Annotated in this window: 19 protein-coding genes; 10 read left to right on the forward strand and 9 right to left on the reverse strand. The window is 67.6% G+C overall.

From position 1 onward, the window contains the following. Positions 1-27: 27 nt before the first annotated feature. The 3 genes from OG394_RS13420 to OG394_RS13430 form a co-directional block, all read right to left on the reverse strand. On the reverse strand, positions 28-1,041 hold the full coding sequence (locus OG394_RS13420) for an inositol-3-phosphate synthase (RefSeq protein ID WP_328995638.1): 1,014 nt from the start codon (positions 1,039-1,041) through the stop codon (positions 28-30). 125 nt (positions 1,042-1,166) lie between these two features. Beyond that, complete coding sequence (locus tag OG394_RS13425) at positions 1,167-2,114, reverse strand: sugar phosphate isomerase/epimerase family protein (protein ID WP_328995640.1); 948 nt, start codon at positions 2,112-2,114, stop codon at positions 1,167-1,169. Between the two features lie 127 nt (positions 2,115-2,241). Next, a complete protein-coding gene (locus OG394_RS13430; RefSeq protein ID WP_328995641.1) occupies positions 2,242-3,522 on the reverse strand; it encodes a YibE/F family protein in 1,281 nt (426 codons plus the stop codon). 51 nt (positions 3,523-3,573) lie between these two features. Between OG394_RS13430 and OG394_RS13435 the strand changes: the two genes are divergently transcribed. The 4 genes from OG394_RS13435 to OG394_RS13450 all read left to right on the forward strand — a co-directional run bounded on the left by OG394_RS13435 (position 3,574) and on the right by OG394_RS13450 (position 6,770). Beyond that, entirely contained in the window at positions 3,574-4,536 is a 963-nt protein-coding gene (locus OG394_RS13435; RefSeq protein ID WP_328995643.1) for a metal ABC transporter substrate-binding protein, read from the forward strand. Further along, positions 4,533-5,300, forward strand: coding sequence for a metal ABC transporter ATP-binding protein (locus tag OG394_RS13440; RefSeq protein WP_328995644.1), 768 nt, complete (start codon positions 4,533-4,535; stop codon positions 5,298-5,300). The genes OG394_RS13435 and OG394_RS13440 overlap by 4 nt, the downstream gene beginning before the upstream one ends. Then, positions 5,297-6,301: a metal ABC transporter permease gene (locus OG394_RS13445; protein ID WP_442914305.1), complete on the forward strand. Its 1,005-nt coding sequence runs from the start codon at positions 5,297-5,299 to the stop codon at positions 6,299-6,301. The genes OG394_RS13440 and OG394_RS13445 overlap by 4 nt, the downstream gene beginning before the upstream one ends. Before the next feature lie 73 nt (positions 6,302-6,374). After that, on the forward strand, positions 6,375-6,770 hold the full coding sequence (locus OG394_RS13450) for a Fur family transcriptional regulator (RefSeq protein WP_328995646.1): 396 nt from the start codon (positions 6,375-6,377) through the stop codon (positions 6,768-6,770). On the opposite strand, the gene OG394_RS13455 is transcribed toward OG394_RS13450, so the two are convergent. Next, complete coding sequence (locus tag OG394_RS13455) at positions 6,763-7,359, reverse strand: MBL fold metallo-hydrolase (RefSeq protein ID WP_328995647.1); 597 nt, start codon at positions 7,357-7,359, stop codon at positions 6,763-6,765. The genes OG394_RS13450 and OG394_RS13455 overlap by 8 nt on opposite strands. Further along, on the reverse strand, positions 7,360-8,445 hold the full coding sequence (locus OG394_RS13460) for an S-(hydroxymethyl)mycothiol dehydrogenase (protein WP_328995648.1): 1,086 nt from the start codon (positions 8,443-8,445) through the stop codon (positions 7,360-7,362). A gap of 191 nt (positions 8,446-8,636) precedes the next feature. On the opposite strand from OG394_RS13460, the gene OG394_RS13465 reads away from it, so the two are divergent. From OG394_RS13465 to OG394_RS13480, 4 genes are read left to right on the forward strand one after another with little or no spacing between them, the layout of a single operon-like run. Continuing rightward, on the forward strand, positions 8,637-9,521 hold the full coding sequence (locus OG394_RS13465; protein ID WP_328995649.1) for an ABC transporter ATP-binding protein: 885 nt from the start codon (positions 8,637-8,639) through the stop codon (positions 9,519-9,521). Continuing rightward, the gene (locus tag OG394_RS13470; protein WP_328995650.1) at positions 9,518-10,348 is read left to right on the forward strand and encodes an ABC transporter permease; all 831 of its coding nucleotides are present in this window, start codon (positions 9,518-9,520) and stop codon (positions 10,346-10,348) included. The genes OG394_RS13465 and OG394_RS13470 overlap by 4 nt, the downstream gene beginning before the upstream one ends. A gap of 45 nt (positions 10,349-10,393) precedes the next feature. Continuing rightward, positions 10,394-11,611 (forward strand): sensor histidine kinase, encoded by a 1,218-nt coding sequence (locus OG394_RS13475; protein WP_328995652.1) that lies wholly within the window; start codon positions 10,394-10,396, stop codon positions 11,609-11,611. Next, a complete protein-coding gene (locus OG394_RS13480; protein WP_328995653.1) occupies positions 11,608-12,249 on the forward strand; it encodes a response regulator transcription factor in 642 nt (213 codons plus the stop codon). The genes OG394_RS13475 and OG394_RS13480 overlap by 4 nt, the downstream gene beginning before the upstream one ends. A 217-nt stretch (positions 12,250-12,466) precedes the next feature. On the opposite strand, the gene OG394_RS13485 is transcribed toward OG394_RS13480, so the two are convergent. Next, a complete protein-coding gene (locus tag OG394_RS13485; RefSeq protein ID WP_328995654.1) occupies positions 12,467-13,276 on the reverse strand; it encodes an isoprenyl transferase in 810 nt (269 codons plus the stop codon). A gap of 143 nt (positions 13,277-13,419) precedes the next feature. Here OG394_RS13485 and OG394_RS13490 point away from each other — a divergent pair, with 143 nt between their 5' ends. Together OG394_RS13490 and OG394_RS13495 are read left to right on the forward strand one after the other, a co-directional pair. Continuing rightward, the gene (locus tag OG394_RS13490) at positions 13,420-13,626 is read left to right on the forward strand and encodes a type II toxin-antitoxin system VapB family antitoxin (RefSeq protein ID WP_328995655.1); all 207 of its coding nucleotides are present in this window, start codon (positions 13,420-13,422) and stop codon (positions 13,624-13,626) included. Next, complete coding sequence (locus tag OG394_RS13495; protein ID WP_328995656.1) at positions 13,617-14,036, forward strand: PIN domain nuclease; 420 nt, start codon at positions 13,617-13,619, stop codon at positions 14,034-14,036. The genes OG394_RS13490 and OG394_RS13495 overlap by 10 nt, the downstream gene beginning before the upstream one ends. Here OG394_RS13495 and recO read toward each other — a convergent pair. The 3 genes from recO to OG394_RS13510 are packed head-to-tail and all read right to left on the reverse strand — an operon-like array spanning position 14,033 to position 16,602. Continuing rightward, a complete protein-coding gene (gene recO, locus OG394_RS13500) occupies positions 14,033-14,767 on the reverse strand; it encodes a DNA repair protein RecO (protein WP_328995657.1) in 735 nt (244 codons plus the stop codon). The genes OG394_RS13495 and recO overlap by 4 nt on opposite strands. Positions 14,768-14,779: 12 nt before the next feature. Further along, positions 14,780-15,616: an SDR family oxidoreductase gene (locus tag OG394_RS13505; RefSeq protein WP_328995658.1), complete on the reverse strand. Its 837-nt coding sequence runs from the start codon at positions 15,614-15,616 to the stop codon at positions 14,780-14,782. Then, positions 15,613-16,602, reverse strand: a complete 990-nt coding sequence (locus OG394_RS13510; RefSeq protein ID WP_328995659.1) for an aldo/keto reductase — start codon at positions 16,600-16,602, stop codon at positions 15,613-15,615. The genes OG394_RS13505 and OG394_RS13510 overlap by 4 nt, the downstream gene beginning before the upstream one ends. Positions 16,603-16,613: the final 11 nt, after the last annotated feature.

Genomic DNA, 16,613 nt, shown 5'->3' on the forward strand with positions numbered 1-16,613 from the left:
TCGCGTCCATCCGACGCGATGCGCGGGTCATGGGTGGGTCCAGGTGACGAGGGTGTCGTATTGGCGGGCTAGGGAGTGTTCGCGGGAGCCGAGGGGGTCTTTGAAGAAGAAGCCGAGGAACGGCATTGGGCCGGTGTGGGCGCGTTCTAGGGCTAGGCCGGAGAGGCGGGCGAGGTCTAGGACGAGCGGTGCCGCTAGGGCTGAATCGCAGCCTTGCCAGGTGAATTGCAGGGTCATGCGGGTGCCGAGGAAACCTGAGAAGGCGATGTGGTCCCAGGCCGTCTTCCAGTCGCCCATCGGCGGTACGTAGTCGATGTGTACTTCGCCGGCGATGTCGGGGCCGAGCAGATCCGCGACGACCTTCTCCTTGGTGAGGCTCTTCGATCGCGCCGCGTCGGGGTCGGCCAGGGTGGCGCCGTCGCCGCCGCCTAGCAGGTTGGTGCCGGACCACGCATGCACCTGCAAGGCACGCGCGGCGAACATTGGCGCGAGTACGCTCTTCACCAGGGTCTCGCCGGTCTTCGCGTCCTGTCCGCCGTACGGTAGGCCGCGCTCGATCGCCCATTGCTGTACGGCGGGGAGGCGGATCGAGTTCGACGGCGTGAAGTCCACGAACGCGGCACCGGCTTCGAAGGCGGCCAGCGCGGCGACGGAACTTGCCGGCAGCAACGATTCACCATCGCTCAAGCAACTACGCAAGGCAGCGAGATCGTGGTGAGCGGGATGGGCGGGGCAGGGTGGTTCGGTGGATGCGACGTTGATCGCGACCACTCGCGCCAGTTGGTGTCGCTCGGCGAACGCGCGGATGTCTGTCGCCATCAAGCCAACCTGCTCAAGCTGGCATGAGGCTGACGGGAGGAGCACCAGATCGTGCTCGATGTCGAGGTCGACTAGAGCCGGGATGCCGGCTGGGATGACGCCGCCTTCCACCAGACGTTCGAGCTGCTTGGCCAAAGGCGTGTCGACCACATCGTGACCACCGAAGACCAGACCGTCGATCGGCACCAGGCCCGCGTCGGCGAAATCCGGCAACTCCGTCACCACGCCAACTGGAGGAAGGCCGTGGCGCAAGGCGGCCGCGCCAGCGATCGTCGTACTCCCGACTGAACCTCTAGCCCCGAACAGCCAAACCCCCAAGCGACTACCAGGCACGGCTGCCACGGCCGTCAGCCCCGCAACTCGCGGATCGCGCGATAGCTGCGCGCGGCCGGACCAAAAGACCCGGGCGGATCGGGCAACGAGCCGGGGGCGTTGTCCTGCTCCCAGATGCCGTGGTGCATCCCTCGCGCCTGCAAGGACTTGAGGAAACTACGGAACGGCAGATCTCCCGCACCGAACTCCACGATGTCGTAGCCGTTCGGGTTGGCCGGGTTGGCGTTGCCGTCCTTGAGATGGAACAACGGGTACCGATGCGGCTGCGCCTTCACGTAGTCGATCGGCTCGAACCCGGGAAACCGGTGCTTTCCGACGTACGCCCAGTAGATGTCCATTTCCAGGTACACGTACCGGCGATCGGTCTCAGCCAGCAGTACGTCGTACAGGCGAACAGAGGGATCGTCGGCGGCGAAGCCGAACTCGTCGGAGTGGTTGTGGTGGTACCACTTCAGGCATCTCGCCGCCGCGGCCTGGCCGAACCGGTTGAACTCCGCGGCAGCCTCCCGATACCCGGCGACCGTTCTCTTGTCCGCAGTGACCGGCTCGTTGGCCGTGCCGATGTACGGCGTCCCGAGGATCTCGGCCCGATCCAGTTCGAGTTCGAGATTCGCGCGGAACGCCGAGAGGCCGACGTGGCTGCCGACCGCGCGCAGACCGTTGTCGTCGAGCAGCCGGCGGATCTCTGGCACAGTGATCGGACCGACCGAGCCCTGGCCGTACCCGGCGAACTCGACCTCGCAATAGCCGATCCGCGAGAGCTCCTCGAACACCCGGCGAAAACCGATCCGGGCCACCTGGTCCCGGATCGAGTAGAGCTGGATGCCGGTCTTACCCGCCGGAATCAGTGGCCCACCAGCGGCCGAGGCGACCGGTGTGTCGAGGGCGCCGGACAGAGTGCTCGCACTGACCGCGACCGTCGCACCCGAGGCGACCGTGCGGAGGAAGGCGCGTCTATTCATGAGTGACTCCCGAGACCTGGGGCGGAGGATCCGGATTCATCGGAACTCTAAGACCAGGACCATCGAGAATGTAAGGTCTTGACGGCAGCACGTAGTCGGTCTATTACGCACCGACTGCGCCCAAATTTCAGTCGACGTGCTCGATTTCGTCAGACCTAAGTTGAGGCGAGCGGCGAGCGACGGCCATCGCGGCGAGGGCTGTGGTCAGAGGGACGGCGGCGATGATGCCCAGGCTGCCGACCAGACCTCGGATCACCTCGACGGCCACCTGTTCGGTCGAAACCGCGTAGGAGGCCGGGACAGAGCCCAGCGCAAACGTCATCATCAGCGGCAGCGAGGCGCCTGCGTAGGCCAGTACGAGCGTGTTGACCACCGATGCCACGTGCGCCCGGCCGATCCGCAGGCCGGCGCTCAGCAGGGACCAGCGAGAGGCGTTCGGGTTGGCGGCCGAGAGCTCCCAGACGGCGGTTACCTGGGTGACGGTGACATCGTCCAGCACACCCAGCGTTCCAATCACGATTCCCGCGGCGACAAGGCCGACAAGATCGACCTGGTTCGCGAACTGGAAGATCGTGCCGGCGTCTGCCGACAGCCCCGTCACACTCGATCCACGCACGAAGATCGAACCGACAAGCGCGGTTAGGCCGAGAGAGCCGATCGTGCCGATGAGAGCGATCGAGGTGTGGGCGTTCACGCCATGGGTCATATAGAGCGCAGCGACCATGATCACCACACCACCGACGACGGCGACCAGTACCGGATCGCTGCCTCGCAGGATCGCCGGCAAGACGAACTTCAGCAGCAGTACGCCGGAGAGCGCCAGCGCCAGCAGCGCGGCGACGCCCTTCCACCGCGACAGCGCGACAACGGCGACCGCGAAGATCGCGGCGAGGAGCAGCAGCGGCGCGTTCCGGTCGTTGTCTACGAAGCTGTAGCGATCAGTGACTGGCGCCTTCGGATCGACGCTCAGCATCACCTTGTTCCCCACCTCGACCCGCGGCGCGCTCTGTCCCTTGGCGATCTCCGCGGGCACTACCTGGCCGATGTCGGCCTTGATCTTGGCCTCGGTGATACGGACCGTTGCCTCATCGCAGTCAGCCGGGGTCTCGGCGCACGGCTTGATCGACAACACGACGCCGCGCGCTTGGTCGTTCTCGATCGCGCCGACCTTGACGTCGCCGGTGGGCCAGAGGATGACCATCGCGACCAGCGCGGCCGCGATCATCGGGATCAGCAGACCGATCACGCCGAGGCGAACGCGGCGCGCCACGATGGCATCGGCGTCCACCACAGAGGTATCGACTGCTGACTCTCCGTGACCATGACCGTGGCCATGACCGTGCTCGGGCACCTCGATCCGCCCTGGTTTGCGGTCCGCGCGCCGTCGGCCGGCGTGCCGTCTCACCATCCGTAACTCCCTGTTTTGACAATCATTGCCAGGTAAATGAAAATGATTGTCATGAGATCTCGTTCCTTCGCCGTTTCCGGCGCCGTCCTCGCCGTTACCGCCCTAGCCTCCGTCACTCTCGCAGGCTGCGGCGACTCGGGGACGGACACCCCCGCCGCCGGCGGTGACAAGCTCGATGTGGTCGCTTCGTTCTATCCGTTGCAGTTCGTCGCCCAGCAGGTGGGTGGCGACAACGTGAGGGTGGAGACCCTGACCGCGCCGGGCGTCGAGCCGCACGACCTCGAGCTGACGCCGAAGCAGGTCGGCACGCTGGCCGCGGCGAAGGTGGTGCTGTTCGAGAAGGGCCTGCAGCCGGCCGTCGACGAGGCCGTCGAGCAGAACGCGAAAGAGGCCGGCTTCGACGTATCGGCCCCGGCCAAGCTGGAGGCGACCGGCGCCGAGTTCGAGCACGAGGAAGAGGCAGGGCACGAGGAGGAAGCCGGGCACGCGGACGAGCTCGACCCGCACTTCTGGCTCGACCCGAACAAGCTGGCCGATGTCGCCGACGCGGTCGCGGCCAGGCTGGCTGAGAAGGACAGCGCGAACGCCGACGGTTACAAGCAGCGCGCCGCGACCCTGCGCGCCGAGCTGACCAAGCTCGACGGCGAGTTCACGGCCGGTCTGAAGAACTGCCAGCGAAAGGCATTCGTGACCAGCCACGAGGCCTTCGCGTACCTCGCGAAGCGGTACGGTCTGGAGATGGTCGGTATCGCGGGCTTCACCCCCGACGCCGAGCCCACCCCCGCCCGGATCAAGGAGGTGCAGGACATCGTCCGCAAGGAGAAGGTGACCACGATCTTCTACGAAGAGCTGGTCAGCCCGAAGGTCGCGCAGTCGATCGCGACCGACCTCAAGGTGAAGACGGCGGTGCTGAGCCCGATCGAGGGCCTGTCCGACGCCAACTCCACCGAGGACTACTTCTCCCTGATGCGCGAGAACCTGCAGGAGCTTCGGAAGGCGAACGACTGCACGTGACAGTTGACTCCCCCATCATCAATGCCGCCGTCCGGGTCACCGATCTTTCGGTCGACCTGGGCGGCCGTCCGGTCTTGCGCGGTATCGACCTGGAGATCCGGACCGGCGAAGTCGTCGTCGTGCTCGGGACGAACGGCTCCGGCAAGTCGACCCTGATCCGGACGATGGTGGGCCTGCTACCGGCCGCCCGCGGCCAGGTCGCTTTGTTCGGTACGCCGGTGCCCAAGTTCCGCAAATGGGAGCGCGTCGGCTACGTGCCGCAGCGGATCACTGCCGCGAGCGGCGTACCGGCAACCGTGCAGGAGGTCGTCTCGTCCGGACGGCTCTCGCGGCGCAAGCTCTTCCGCCCGCTCAGCGCCGCCGACAAGGCCGCGATCGACGACGCGCTCGAGGTCGTCGGTATGGCCGATCACCGCAAGGAAGGCGTGGCCGATCTGTCCGGCGGCCAGCAGCAACGCGTGCTGATCGCCCGGGCCCTCGCGTCCGATCCCGAACTGCTGATCCTCGACGAGCCCACGGCCGGCGTCGACCTGGCCAGCCAGGGCGTCTTCACCGCCGCGATCCGCGAACGCGTCGCCCGCGGTACGACGGTGGTGCTGGTCAGCCACGACCTCGGCCCGATGGACACCCTGGTCGATCGCTCGGTGGTGCTGCGCCGCGGCCGCGTGGTGTACGACGGCGCGCCGACCGGATCCGAGACCCACGCCCACGTCCATGCCCACCACGGACCGGGGCCTGAAGAGCCGGGATGGCTGCCGTCATGACCTTGTTCGAGCTGGAATTCATGCAGCGGGCGCTGATCGCCGGGTTCCTGACCGGCCTGGCCGCTCCCGCGATCGGCACCTACTTGGTGCAGCGCAGGCTCTCGCTGATGGGCGACGGGATCGGCCATATCGCCATCACCGGTGTCGCCCTCGGCCTGCTCACCGGTACGGCGCCCGTGCTGACCGCCATCATCGTCGCCATCGCCGGCGCCACCGCGATCGAATTCGTCCGGGCCCGCGGCAAGGCCAGTGGTGACGTGGCGTTGGCCCTGCTGTTCTACGGCGGTATCGCGGGTGGTGTGCTGCTGATCGGTCTCGCCGGACAAGGCGCCGCCACCCTCAACACGTACCTCTTCGGCTCCCTGACGACGGTCTCCGCCAGCGATTTGTGGGTCGTCGTCGGCCTGGCCGTCACGGTCCTCGTTGTCGCCGTCGGGTTGTCCCCGCAGCTGTTCGCGGTCTGCCAGGACGAGGAGTTCGCCCGCGTCACCGGGCTGCGCGTACAACTGCTGAACGTCCTGATCGCGGTGATGGCCGCCGTGACCGTGACGGTCGCGATGCGTACGGTCGGCCTCTTGCTGGTGAGCGCGTTGATGGTCGTACCGGTGGCGACGGCCCAGCAGCTGACGCGGTCCTTCCGCAGTACGTTCGCGACGGCGTGCGCTTTGGGTGTGACCGCGTGTCTGGCGGGCATCATCACGTCGTACCACGCGGACGTCGCGCCCGGCGCCACCATCGTCGTACTGGCCCTGGCCGGGTTCATCGTCGCGGCGACCGCCGGCACGCTGATCCGCCGGCGCCGGGGTGCGGTGGCACCGCTCGCGGACGACGAACCGGAGGTGTCGGTGCCGGAGCCCGCGCCGCACGTGGTCAGCGCCACCCACGGCCACGGACACGACCGGGACTGCGGGCATCCCGCGATCGAGCACGGCGATCACGTTGACTATGTGCACGACGGCCACTTGCACGCGGCCCACGGAGACCATTGGGACGAGCACTAGCCGGGCTCGATAGTTGGCGAATTGCTCACTTCTGAGAGACTGGCGGGTAGCAATCAAGATGTCAGGAGGAACGGTGGCCATCGGAACACGCTCGACCCGCCAGCGCGCGGCGGTCGCGACCGTGCTCGAGACGCTCGACGATTTCCGCACCGCGCAGGAGATCCACCAGGAGCTGCGCACTGCCGGGCAGGCCGTCGGTCTGACCACCGTCTACCGCACGCTGCAGGCCCTCGCGGACTCGAGCGAGGTCGACGTGCTTCGCACCGCGGACGGCGAAACGGCGTACCGGCGCTGCTCGAAGGGGCATCACCACCACCTGGTCTGCCGCAACTGCGGCCGCACGGTGGAGGTCGAAGGGCCCGCCGTCGAGCGCTGGGCCGACAAGGTCGCCGGTGAGCACGGGTACTCCGACATCAGTCACACGCTGGAGATCTTCGGCACCTGCGCCGAATGCCAGAAGCTCAGCTGACGTTTTCCCGCTCGGCCTCGATGGTGGTCGTGTCGCCGTGACCGGTGTGTACGACGGTCTCGCCGGGAAGCGTCAATAGGCGCTCGCGGATCGACGCGAGAATGGTCGGCTTGTCGCTGTACGAACGACCCGTCGCGCCCGGTCCACCGTGGAACAACGTGTCGCCGGTGAAGACGTGCCCTTCGGCGTACAGGCTGGTGCTGCCCGGCGAATGACCCGGCGTATGGATCGCCGTCAGCGTCGTACCGGCGATCTCGAACGTCGTACCGTCGTCGAGCTGGTGATCAGGGTTGGTGCCGGGGTATTCGGCGTGCCAGAGCATCTGGTCGGCCGGGTTCATCCAGATCGGGGCGTTGGTCGCGTCCCGGAGCGCGGTCGCCGCGTTGATGTGGTCGTTGTGGCCGTGGGTGAGGATGATCGCGATTGTTCGCCGGCCGGCGATCGCCTCGACGATTTTGGTGGCGTCGTGGGCGGCGTCGATGACGATGAGCTCTTCGTCATCGCCGATGAGCCAGACGTTGTTGTCGACGTCCCAGGTGCCGCCGTCGAGGCTGAACGTGCCGTTGGTGACCACTCGTTGGATTTGCATTTAGAAGAGCACCACCGAGCGGAGTACGTCGCCGCGATGCATCTTGCCGAACGCCTCTTCCACCTGGTCGAGCGCGATCGTCTCGGAGACGAAGGCGTCGAGCGGCAGCCGGCCCTGCAAGTGCAGATCGATCAGCATCGGGAAATCGCGGCTCGGCAGACAGTCGCCGTACCAGCTCGACTTGAGCGAACCGCCTCGGCCGAAGAAGTCGAGCAACGGCATCTCCAGGCGCATCTCGGGAGTCGGTACGCCGACGAGCACAACCGTGCCGGCCAAGTCCCGCGCGTAGAAGGCCTGCTTCCACGTCTCGGGCCGGCCGACGGCGTCGATCACCACGTCCGCCCCGAAGCCGTCCGTCAACGCCTGCACCGCCTCGACCACGCCCTCGCCGGTCGTGTGGATCGTGTGGGTGGCGCCGAGTTCCTTGGCGACGGCGAGCTTTCGTTCGTCGACGTCGATCGCGATGATGCGGGCGGCCCCGGCGAGGCGCGCGCCGACCACGGCCGCCGTACCGACGCCGCCGCAACCGATGACCGCGACGGAATCACCGCGGCCGACATTCCCGGTGTTGACAGCGGCCCCGATCCCGGCCATCACGCCACACCCGAGCAGTCCCGCCACCTCGGGCTTGACCGCCGGATCGACCTTGGTGCATTGCCCGGCCGCGACCAGCGTCTTCTCGGCGAAGGCGCCGATGCCGAGGGCGGGCGACAACTCGGTACCGTCGGCGAGCGTCATCTTCTGCTCGGCGTTGAACGTGCTGAAGCAATACCAGGGGCGTCCGCGCAGGCACGCCCGGCAGTTGCCGCAGACCGCCCGCCAGTTCAGTACGACGAAATCGCCGGGCGCGATCGCGGTCACGCCCTCGCCGACCGCCTCGACGATCCCGGCCGCCTCGTGCCCGAGCAGGAACGGGAAGTCGTCGTTGATACCGCCCTCCCGATAATGCAGGTCGGTATGGCACACCCCGCACGCCTGAACCTGCACCACCGCCTCCCCCGGCCCAGGCGCCGGCACCATGATCTCCTCGATCGTCACCGCCGCCCCACGCGCCCGAGCGACCACACCTCGCACAATTTGGCTCACCCTCGCGAGGCTAGCCCTCCCCCGCTTTCCCCCGCCGCCCCGCGCGTGTCCCCCTGCCGCGTCGCCCCCGCTCCGCACGGCGACGGAAGGCGGGCCGGACGAGTAGGCGGTGGGCGTGTCCACCGGTTGGGGGACAGGTGGTCATCCGGATGGCGCCTGTGCGGGGAAGCGCCGGGCGGGAGGGTTAAGGCATGACCGACAACGACTTCGCCGTGCGGGCCAGTGGGCTCGTCAAGCGCTATCCGGACAAGGTCGCCGTGGACGGCGTCGACCTGGACATTCACCGGGGTGAGGTTTTCGCCCTGCTCGGCCCGAACGGTGCCGGGAAGACCACCACTACAGAGATCCTGGAGGGGTATCGCCGTCGGGACGCGGGCGAGGTCAGCGTGCTCGGCACGGACCCGCAGCATGGCGATCGGCGTTGGCGCAGCCGCCTCGGCATCGTCGCCCAGTCGTCGCGGGATGAAGCCGAGGCGTCCGTGGCCGAGTTGATCCACCACTACGCCGGGTATTACCCGAACCCGCGTGATCCCGACGAGGTGATCGCGTCGGTGGGGCTCGAGGAGAAGCGGAAGACGCGTACGCGCAAGCTCTCCGGGGGCCAGCGCCGCCGGTTGGACGTCGCCCTCGGCGTCATCGGCAATCCCGAACTGCTCTTCCTCGACGAGCCAACGACGGGTTTCGATCCCGAGGCGCGTCGCCAGTTCTGGGGGTTGATCGAGGCGCTTCGCACGGGTGGTACGACGATCCTGCTGACCACGCATTACCTCGACGAGGCGGAGCACCTGGCCGATCGGGTCGGCGTGATCGCCGGCGGCAAGATGATCGAGCTCGGTACGCCGGAGACCCTCGGCGGTCGGGGCGCACGGGTCGCGCGGGTCCGCTGGCTGGACGCGGACGGCGCGCACGAGATCCGTACCGATAACCCGACGGCCGAGGTCGCCAGGTTGATGACGCGGTTCGACGGGGAGATCCCCGAGCTGTCGATCCACCGGCCGAGCCTGGAAGACATCTACCTCGACCTGATCGGTATCAACGCCGCCGCCACCGAGCTGGAAACCGGAGTGTCCGCATGACCACGTTCGTCGCCACCACCAAACCGTTGCCCTCGGCCCTCAAAGTCGGACTTTCGCGAACCAGGCTTGAAGTAAAGCAGTTCTTCCGGGAGAAGGAGCAGTTGATCTTCACCTTCTTCTTCCCGATCATCTTCCTCGGTATTTTCTCGGCCGTCTTCAGCAGTTCGGACTTCTTCGACGGCAAGGTCACCGCCGCGACGTACTTCACGCCGGGAATGATTGCCTCCGGCATCTTCTTGACCAGCTTCCAATCGCTGGCCATCACGATCGCGATGGAACGCGACGAGGCGCTGCTGAAACGGCTCCGCGGTACGCCGATGTCACCGCAGTCGTACTTCATCGGCAAGATCGGGCTGGTCCTGGTCACGTCGATCGCGCAGTTCGCCCTGCTGTTGGTGATCGCGGGCCTGTTCCTCGGCGTCGACCTGCCGACCGCGCCGGCGAAGTGGCTGAACTTCCTCTGGATCTTCCTGCTCGGTACGGCGTCCGGCTCGGTCCTCGGTATCGCGTACTCCGTTCTGCCGAAGTCCGGCAAGTCCGCGTCGGCCGTCGTCACACCAGTGGTCCTGGTGCTTCAGTTCATCTCCGGCGTCTACTTCGTCTACAACGCGCTGCCGGAGTGGATGCGCACGATCGCCGAGTTCTTCCCGCTGAAGTGGCTGGCGCAGGGTATGCGCTCGGTCTTCCTGCCGGACGGCTTCGAGGTCAACGAGGTCAGCGGTTCCTGGCAGCTCGGCACGGGCGCCATCGTGCTGACCGCGTGGCTGGTGGTCGGACTGGTGCTCTGCCAGCGGTTCCTCCGCTGGACCCGTGACGACTCGGTCTAGTGGCAGGCGTGCACTGAGATGGGGTGGCAGAGGAAGATAAGGCCCATGGATGGTTTGCGGCACGACCATGAGCAGGATGTCTGGGTGAAGTCGATGACCGCCTGGCACATCGTGTTCTGGGTGCTGCTGTTGACGACCATTGTCCTGTCCTTCCTGACCGAGCTGAGCAGCACCCGGCGGATCGCGTTCATCGCGGCACTGGTGGCGATGGCGGTCGCGCACTACTTCATCGGGCAGCCGGCCTCGCTCTCCCGTCGCCCCGTCCCATCGCACGTCTACCGGATCCTGCTGATCGTCCTGATCACGTTCACGGTGCTGATCTACCCGCAATCGGTCTTCCTGCTGTTCATCATTTCCCCGCAGATCTGGCTGCTCAGCGAGAAGACCAGCGAGGGCATCGCGTACAGCGTCGTCCTGCTGATCACCGTCGGCACGGCCCAGATCGGCGCCCGCGGCTTCAGCTGGGAAGGCTTCCGCGAGACGGTGCCGTGGCTGACGATCAGCCTGGTCGCCAGCATCATGCTCGGCCTCTGGATCGAGCGAGTGATCAATCAGAGCGAGCAACGAGCCGAGCTCATCCTCGAGCTGGAAGCCACCCGCGACAAGCTGGCCGAGGCGCACCACACCGCCGGGGTGATGGCCGAGCGCGAGCGGATGGCGCGCGAGATCCACGACACTCTGGCCCAGGGCATGACCAGCATCGTGATGCTCTCGCAGGCGGCCCAAGTCGAACTCAAACGCGGCGACACCGAACCGGCCAACGGCCGGCTCGCCGCCATCGAGGACACCGCCCGCGAGAATCTCGCTGAGGCGCGAGCCCTGGTCGCGGCGTTCACTCCGGTCGCGTTGTCCGGGGCGAACCTCACCGAGGCGCTGCAACGACTCGCTGAACGCTTCGCCGCGGAGACCGGGGTCGACGTACAGGTCGAGCTCGATCTCGCCGATGACCAGATCGCCGGGCTGCCGCAGGGCCAGCAGGTGGTGTTGCTGCGGGCGGCGCAGGAGTCGCTCGCGAATATCCGTAAGCATGCCGGTGCCACGCGGGTGCGAATCACGCTGGGCATCTCGGCGGATGGCGTACGCATCGAGATCCGGGATGACGGCCTCGGGTTCGTGCCGGACGAGCCCGCGCCCGGGTTCGGGTTGGCCGCGATGCGGGGGCGCGTCGAGGAGTCGGGCGGTACCGTCCAGGTCGAGAGCGCGCCTGGGCAGGGCACTCGGGTCGAGGTTCTCATCCCTACCAGCGCTTTGGAGGTTCGATGAACGTGCGGGTGGTTGTCGTGGATGATCACCCGGTGGTGCGTTCCGGCCTGATCGGCATGCTCGGCGTCACCGACGACATCGAGGTGGTCGGCGAGGCGGGCGACGGCGAGGAAGCACTCGCCGTGGTCGAGAACACCCGGCCGGACGTCGTACTGATGGACCTGCGCATGCCGCGCCGCGACGGCGTCTCCGCGACCGGCGCGATCGTGACGGGATACCCGGCGACCAAGGTGCTCGTGCTGACGACGTACGACACCGACGCGGACATCCTGCACGCGGTCGAGGCCGGCGCAACGGGCTACCTGCTCAAAGACACGCCGCATGCCGAGCTGCTCGACGGCATTCGCGCGGCGGCCCGGGGTGAGACCGTGCTCGCGCCTCCGGTGGCGGCCAAACTGATGTCCCGCATGCGTACGCCGGTCTCAACCGCGGCAGCGCCTTCGCCACGAGAGCTGGAGGTCCTCGCGGCCGTCGCGCGGGGGCTTAGTAATGCGGAGATCGGGCGCGAGTTGTTCATCGGCGAGGCGACGGTCAAAACCCACCTCCAACGCCTCTTCGCCAAACTAGACGTAGACGACCGAACCCGAGCCGTAACCACCGCCATCGAACGCGGCCTCCTCCCCTCCCCCCGCCGCTAACCGCTTCTCTTTTGCATTCATCGGTCCCTTGTGACCAACCCCCGGCGCGTCATCGGGCCCTCGTGACGCGGCGTGTTGCCGATCATCGGTCCCTTGTGACCACGCGCGCCGTTCCTTTGCATTCATTCGTCGGAATCCGCCCTCTGGCCGCGGCTGACCCGCGCGGGTCAGCAGACGGGTGAGGGCGGATTCCGACGAATGAATGCAAAGTGGTGGGTCAGGCCTTTGCTCCGCCGTAGCGGCGGTCGCGCTGGGCGTAGATCTCGATCGCCCGCCAGAGATCACGCCGATCGAAATCCGGCCAAAGCGTGTCGAGGAAGACCATCTCGGCGTACGCCAACTGCCAGACCAGGAAGTTCGACGTACGCTGCTCCCCCGACGACCGGACGAACAGATCCACCTCGGGAATCTCCGGGTGATACAGGTACTTCGCGACCGTCTGCTCGGTGATGCGATTCGGGTTCAACTTGCCCGCGGCAACGTCTGCCGCGATGTCCTGCACCGCGTCCGCGATCTCGGCCCGGCCGCCGTAGTTCACGCAGAACTGCAGCGTGATCACGTCGTTGTCCTTGGTCCGCTCCTGCGCGTCCTCCAGCTCGGAGATGACGCTCTTCCACAGCCGCGGCCGCCGTCCCGACCAGACCACCCGCACGCCCATCGCGTCCAGCTCGTCGCGCCGGCGATGGATCACGTCGCGGTTGAACCCCATCAGGAACCGGACCTCGTCGGGCGACCGGGACCAGTTCTCGGTGGAGAACGCGTAGGCCGAGATCGTCTTCACGCCGATCTCGATACCGCCCTTGATCACGTCGAGCAGCGAGGCCTCGCCCATCTTGTGACCCTCGGTACGCGGCAACCCGCGCGACTTGGCCCAGCGCCCGTTGCCGTCCATCACGATCGCCACGTGCTTCGGCACCAGCTCCGCGGGAATCTCCGGCGGCCGCGCGCCCGACGGATGCGGATCAGGCGCCACGAAATCCCGCCGACCAACCGTTTCCCCACCACGCCGCCGCGTCAACCGAGCCATCCCCGAAGTCTGCCTCATCCCCAACCCCACTTATCCACAGGCCCTCAGCAGCCACCGCCCCAACCTGAAAGAATTACGACCCTCGCCAACAACGGAACGGAGATATACGCTTGGGGACTATCGATATATACGGAGGCGAGTCGATGACCAAGACGCTGATCGACATCGACGACAACCTGCTCGCCCAGGCGACATCCGCACTGGGCACTCGGACGAAGAAGGACACCGTGAACGAGGCATTGGCGAGAGTCGTCCGGATCGCCGCGTTCGAGAGCGCGGTGGAGTTCGCTCGCGAAGGCGGGTTCGACGATGCGCTGAATCCGGAAGTGATGAAAGGCGCATGGCGCTAGCGCAATACCTGATCGACAAGAGTGCCCTGACGCGACTTGCTTCGCAGGCCGTGACTCAGGCGCTCACACCGCTCGTCCGCGCCGGGCTGACCGCGACGGCCGGCATCGTCGCGCTCGAGATGCTCTACAGCGCCCGACGGGTGGCAGAGCACGACCGGATTCGCGCCGATCTTCGGGCGCACGAGTGGCTCCACGCCATCGACGAGGACTTCAGCCGCGCCATCGACGTACAGCGCGAGCTCTGCACCACCGGCCGTCACCGGGCGGTGTCGCTTCCCGACCTGCTGGTCGCCGCCATTGCCGAACGGCACAACGTGACCGTGCTGCACTACGACGCCGACTTCGACCTCATCGCCGACGTCACCGGCCAGCCGACCAGGTGGGTCGTGCCGCGCGGGAGTGTGGCTTAAGGGGTTAGGTCTAAGTGGGGGAGGGAGCGGAGTTGGCGGTCTAGATGCCAGGCTACGAAGGCGGAGACGAGGCCGGCGGCTTCGCGGCGGGATCTTGGTTCGGCGGCTTCGGCGACGGGCCAGTCGCCGGTGAGCAGGGCGGCCAGGAGGCGGACGGTGCCGGGGGCGGGCATGGCGGAGGCCGGGGGGCGGCAGTTCGCACAGACCATGCCGCCGGCGGCCGGGTTGAACGCGCGGTGCGGCCCCACGTCACCACACTTGGCGCAGTCGTCGAACGAGGGCGCATAACCCGAGATCGCCAGCGAGCGCAGCAGGAACGAGTCGAGCACCAGCCCGGGCTCGCGCTCCCCCATCGACAACACGCGGAGGGCTCCCGCGAGCAAAAGGTGCTGCTGGGTGGCGGGCTCTTTCTCCTCGACGACCAGCCGATCAGCCGTTTCGAGCAGCACCGTGCCGGCCGTATACCGCGCGTAATCGCCGACGATGCGTTCGCCGTACGCCCCGATGATGACGGCCTGCGTGATGACGTCGAGCGTGCGGCCGGTGGCGAGCTGAAGATCCACGTGCATGAACGGTTCGAGCCGGGCGCCGAACCGCGACGACGTCCGCCGCACGCCTTTCACGACCGCGCGGATCTTGCCGTGCGACCGGGTCAGCAGCGTGGCGATCCGGTCGGCTTCGCCCAGTTTCTGGGTTCGAAGCACGACGGCTTCGTCACGGTAGAGCGGCACCCATTCAGTCTCTCACCCCGCGTCGACATTCTTCAGATAAGCCGCCAGGCTCAACGGCGGACGACCGGTCAGGGCCGCCACATCACCCGTCACGGCCGCGACCTCGCCACTCGCGATCTGGGCGTACGACGTGACCCAGCCGGCCACCTCCCACGAGGGCGCGCCATACCGCTCGCGCGACCGGTACGCCTCGTCCAGCGTCTCGGCCTGATACGTGATCGGACGACCCCACGCCTCGGAGAGCAACCTCGCCACGTCGGTCATGGTCAACGCCTCGGGCCCGGTCAGGTCGTACGTCCGCCCCTCGTGCCCGTCACTCGTCAGCACCCGCGCGGCCGCCTCCGCCACGTCGGCCCGGGCCACCGCGCCGACCCGGCCATCGCCGGCCGGTCCACGGATGACGTCGTCCTCGCCGACCATCGCCGGCAGGAAATCCAGGTAAAGGCTGTCGCGCAAGAACGTGAACCCGATCCCGCTCGCGCGCAGGTGCTGCTCCGTATGCCAGTGGTCGCGGGCGAGCGTGAAGGTGGCACACGCCGCGGCATTCAGGAACGACGTGTAGACGATGCGCCGTACGCCGGCCGCGACCGCCGCGTCGATCGTGGCCGTGTGCAGCGCGACGCGGTCGGCCGATTCGGCGGCACTCACCAGCAGCAAGGTCTCGACGCCGTCCAGCGCGTTGAGCAGCGCGTGATGATCGCCGTACGACGCTTCAGCCGTCTCCGCGCCGGGCAGTTCCGGCGCCCGCGACGGGTCGCGAACCACCAGCCGCTGGGGAATTCCCTCAGCCGCCAGCAGCCGGGCCACTCGGCCTCCGACCAGCCCGGTGGCGCCGGTGACGCCGATCACCGCTCCACCAACCCCATCGCGCCCTCGGCATACCGGTCGCCCGCGACGCCGTCGGCCGGGAAGGCCTGCTCCAGCGCGGCCAGGTCGGCCTCGGTCAGGACGACGTCCACGGCGCCGAGGTTCTCCGCGAGGTACTTGCGCCGCTTGGTGCCCGGGATCGGCGCCACGTCGTTGCCCTGGGCAAGCAACCAGGCGAGCGCGAGCTGGCTGGCGGTGACACCCTTCGCCTCGGCCAGTTCGCGCACCTTGTCGACCAGGTCGAGGTTGCGCTGGAAGTTCGCGCCGGTGAAGCGGGGCAGATTCCGGCGCATGTCGTCCGGCTCGAAGTCGTCCGGCGTCCGGAGCTGGCCGGTCAGGAAGCCGCGGCCGAGCGGGCTGAACGGGACGAACCCGACGCCGAGCTCGCGCAGCGTCGGTAGCACCGCGGTCTCGGGATCGCGGGTCCACAGCGACCATTCGCTCTGCACGGCGCTGATCGGGTGCACCGCGTGCGCCGCCCGCACGGTGGCGCCGTTCACCTCGGACAGCCCCAGGTAACGGACCTTGCCCGCCTTGACCTGCTCGGCCATCGCGCCAACCGTCTCCTCGATCGGGACGGCCGGGTCCTTGCGATGGAGGTACCAGAGATCCACGTGGTCGACGCCGAGCCTTCGCAGGGACGCGTCGAGCGCCTCGCGCGCGTACTCCGGCGAGCCGTCCACCGCCGTCGGCATCCCGCCGGCGCGATCGCCCCACTGCAGGCCGAACTTGGTCGCGAGCACCACCTCGTCCCGGCGCCCGGCGAGCGCGCGGCCGACGAGCGACTCGTTCTCGCCGGAGCCGTAAACGTCCGCGGTGTCGATGAAGGTGCAGCCCGCGTCGATCGCGGCGTGCAGGGTGGCGATGGACTCGTCTTCGTCGGTCTGCACGCCGTACGACTGCGACATGCCCATGCAGCCGAGGCCGAGACTGGAAACCGTCAGTTCTCCGAGCTGGGATTCACGCATGCTCCGAACCT

It is taken from the genome of Kribbella sp. NBC_01245, assembly GCF_036226525.1.
Classification (GTDB): domain Bacteria; phylum Actinomycetota; class Actinomycetes; order Propionibacteriales; family Kribbellaceae; genus Kribbella.

Bases quoted from the DNA above. Each gene is read 5' to 3' on its own strand.
- OG394_RS13425 (WP_328995640.1), bottom strand. From the start codon at position 2,114: ATGAATAGACGCGCCTTCCTCCGCACGGTCGCCTCGGGTGCGACGGTC.
- OG394_RS13430 (WP_328995641.1), bottom strand. From the start codon at position 3,522: ATGGTGAGACGGCACGCCGGCCGACGGCGCGCGGACCGCAAACCAGGG.
- OG394_RS13435 (WP_328995643.1), top strand. From the start codon at position 3,574: ATGAGATCTCGTTCCTTCGCCGTTTCCGGCGCCGTCCTCGCCGTTACC.
- OG394_RS13445 (WP_442914305.1), top strand. From the start codon at position 5,297: ATGACCTTGTTCGAGCTGGAATTCATGCAGCGGGCGCTGATCGCCGGG.
- OG394_RS13455 (WP_328995647.1), bottom strand. From the start codon at position 7,359: ATGCAAATCCAACGAGTGGTCACCAACGGCACGTTCAGCCTCGACGGC.
- OG394_RS13465 (WP_328995649.1), top strand. From the start codon at position 8,637: ATGACCGACAACGACTTCGCCGTGCGGGCCAGTGGGCTCGTCAAGCGC.
- OG394_RS13470 (WP_328995650.1), top strand. From the start codon at position 9,518: ATGACCACGTTCGTCGCCACCACCAAACCGTTGCCCTCGGCCCTCAAA.
- OG394_RS13475 (WP_328995652.1), top strand. From the start codon at position 10,394: ATGGATGGTTTGCGGCACGACCATGAGCAGGATGTCTGGGTGAAGTCG.
- OG394_RS13480 (WP_328995653.1), top strand. From the start codon at position 11,608: ATGAACGTGCGGGTGGTTGTCGTGGATGATCACCCGGTGGTGCGTTCC.
- OG394_RS13485 (WP_328995654.1), bottom strand. From the start codon at position 13,276: ATGGCTCGGTTGACGCGGCGGCGTGGTGGGGAAACGGTTGGTCGGCGG.
- OG394_RS13490 (WP_328995655.1), top strand. From the start codon at position 13,420: ATGACCAAGACGCTGATCGACATCGACGACAACCTGCTCGCCCAGGCG.
- OG394_RS13495 (WP_328995656.1), top strand. From the start codon at position 13,617: ATGGCGCTAGCGCAATACCTGATCGACAAGAGTGCCCTGACGCGACTT.
- OG394_RS13510 (WP_328995659.1), bottom strand. From the start codon at position 16,602: ATGCGTGAATCCCAGCTCGGAGAACTGACGGTTTCCAGTCTCGGCCTC.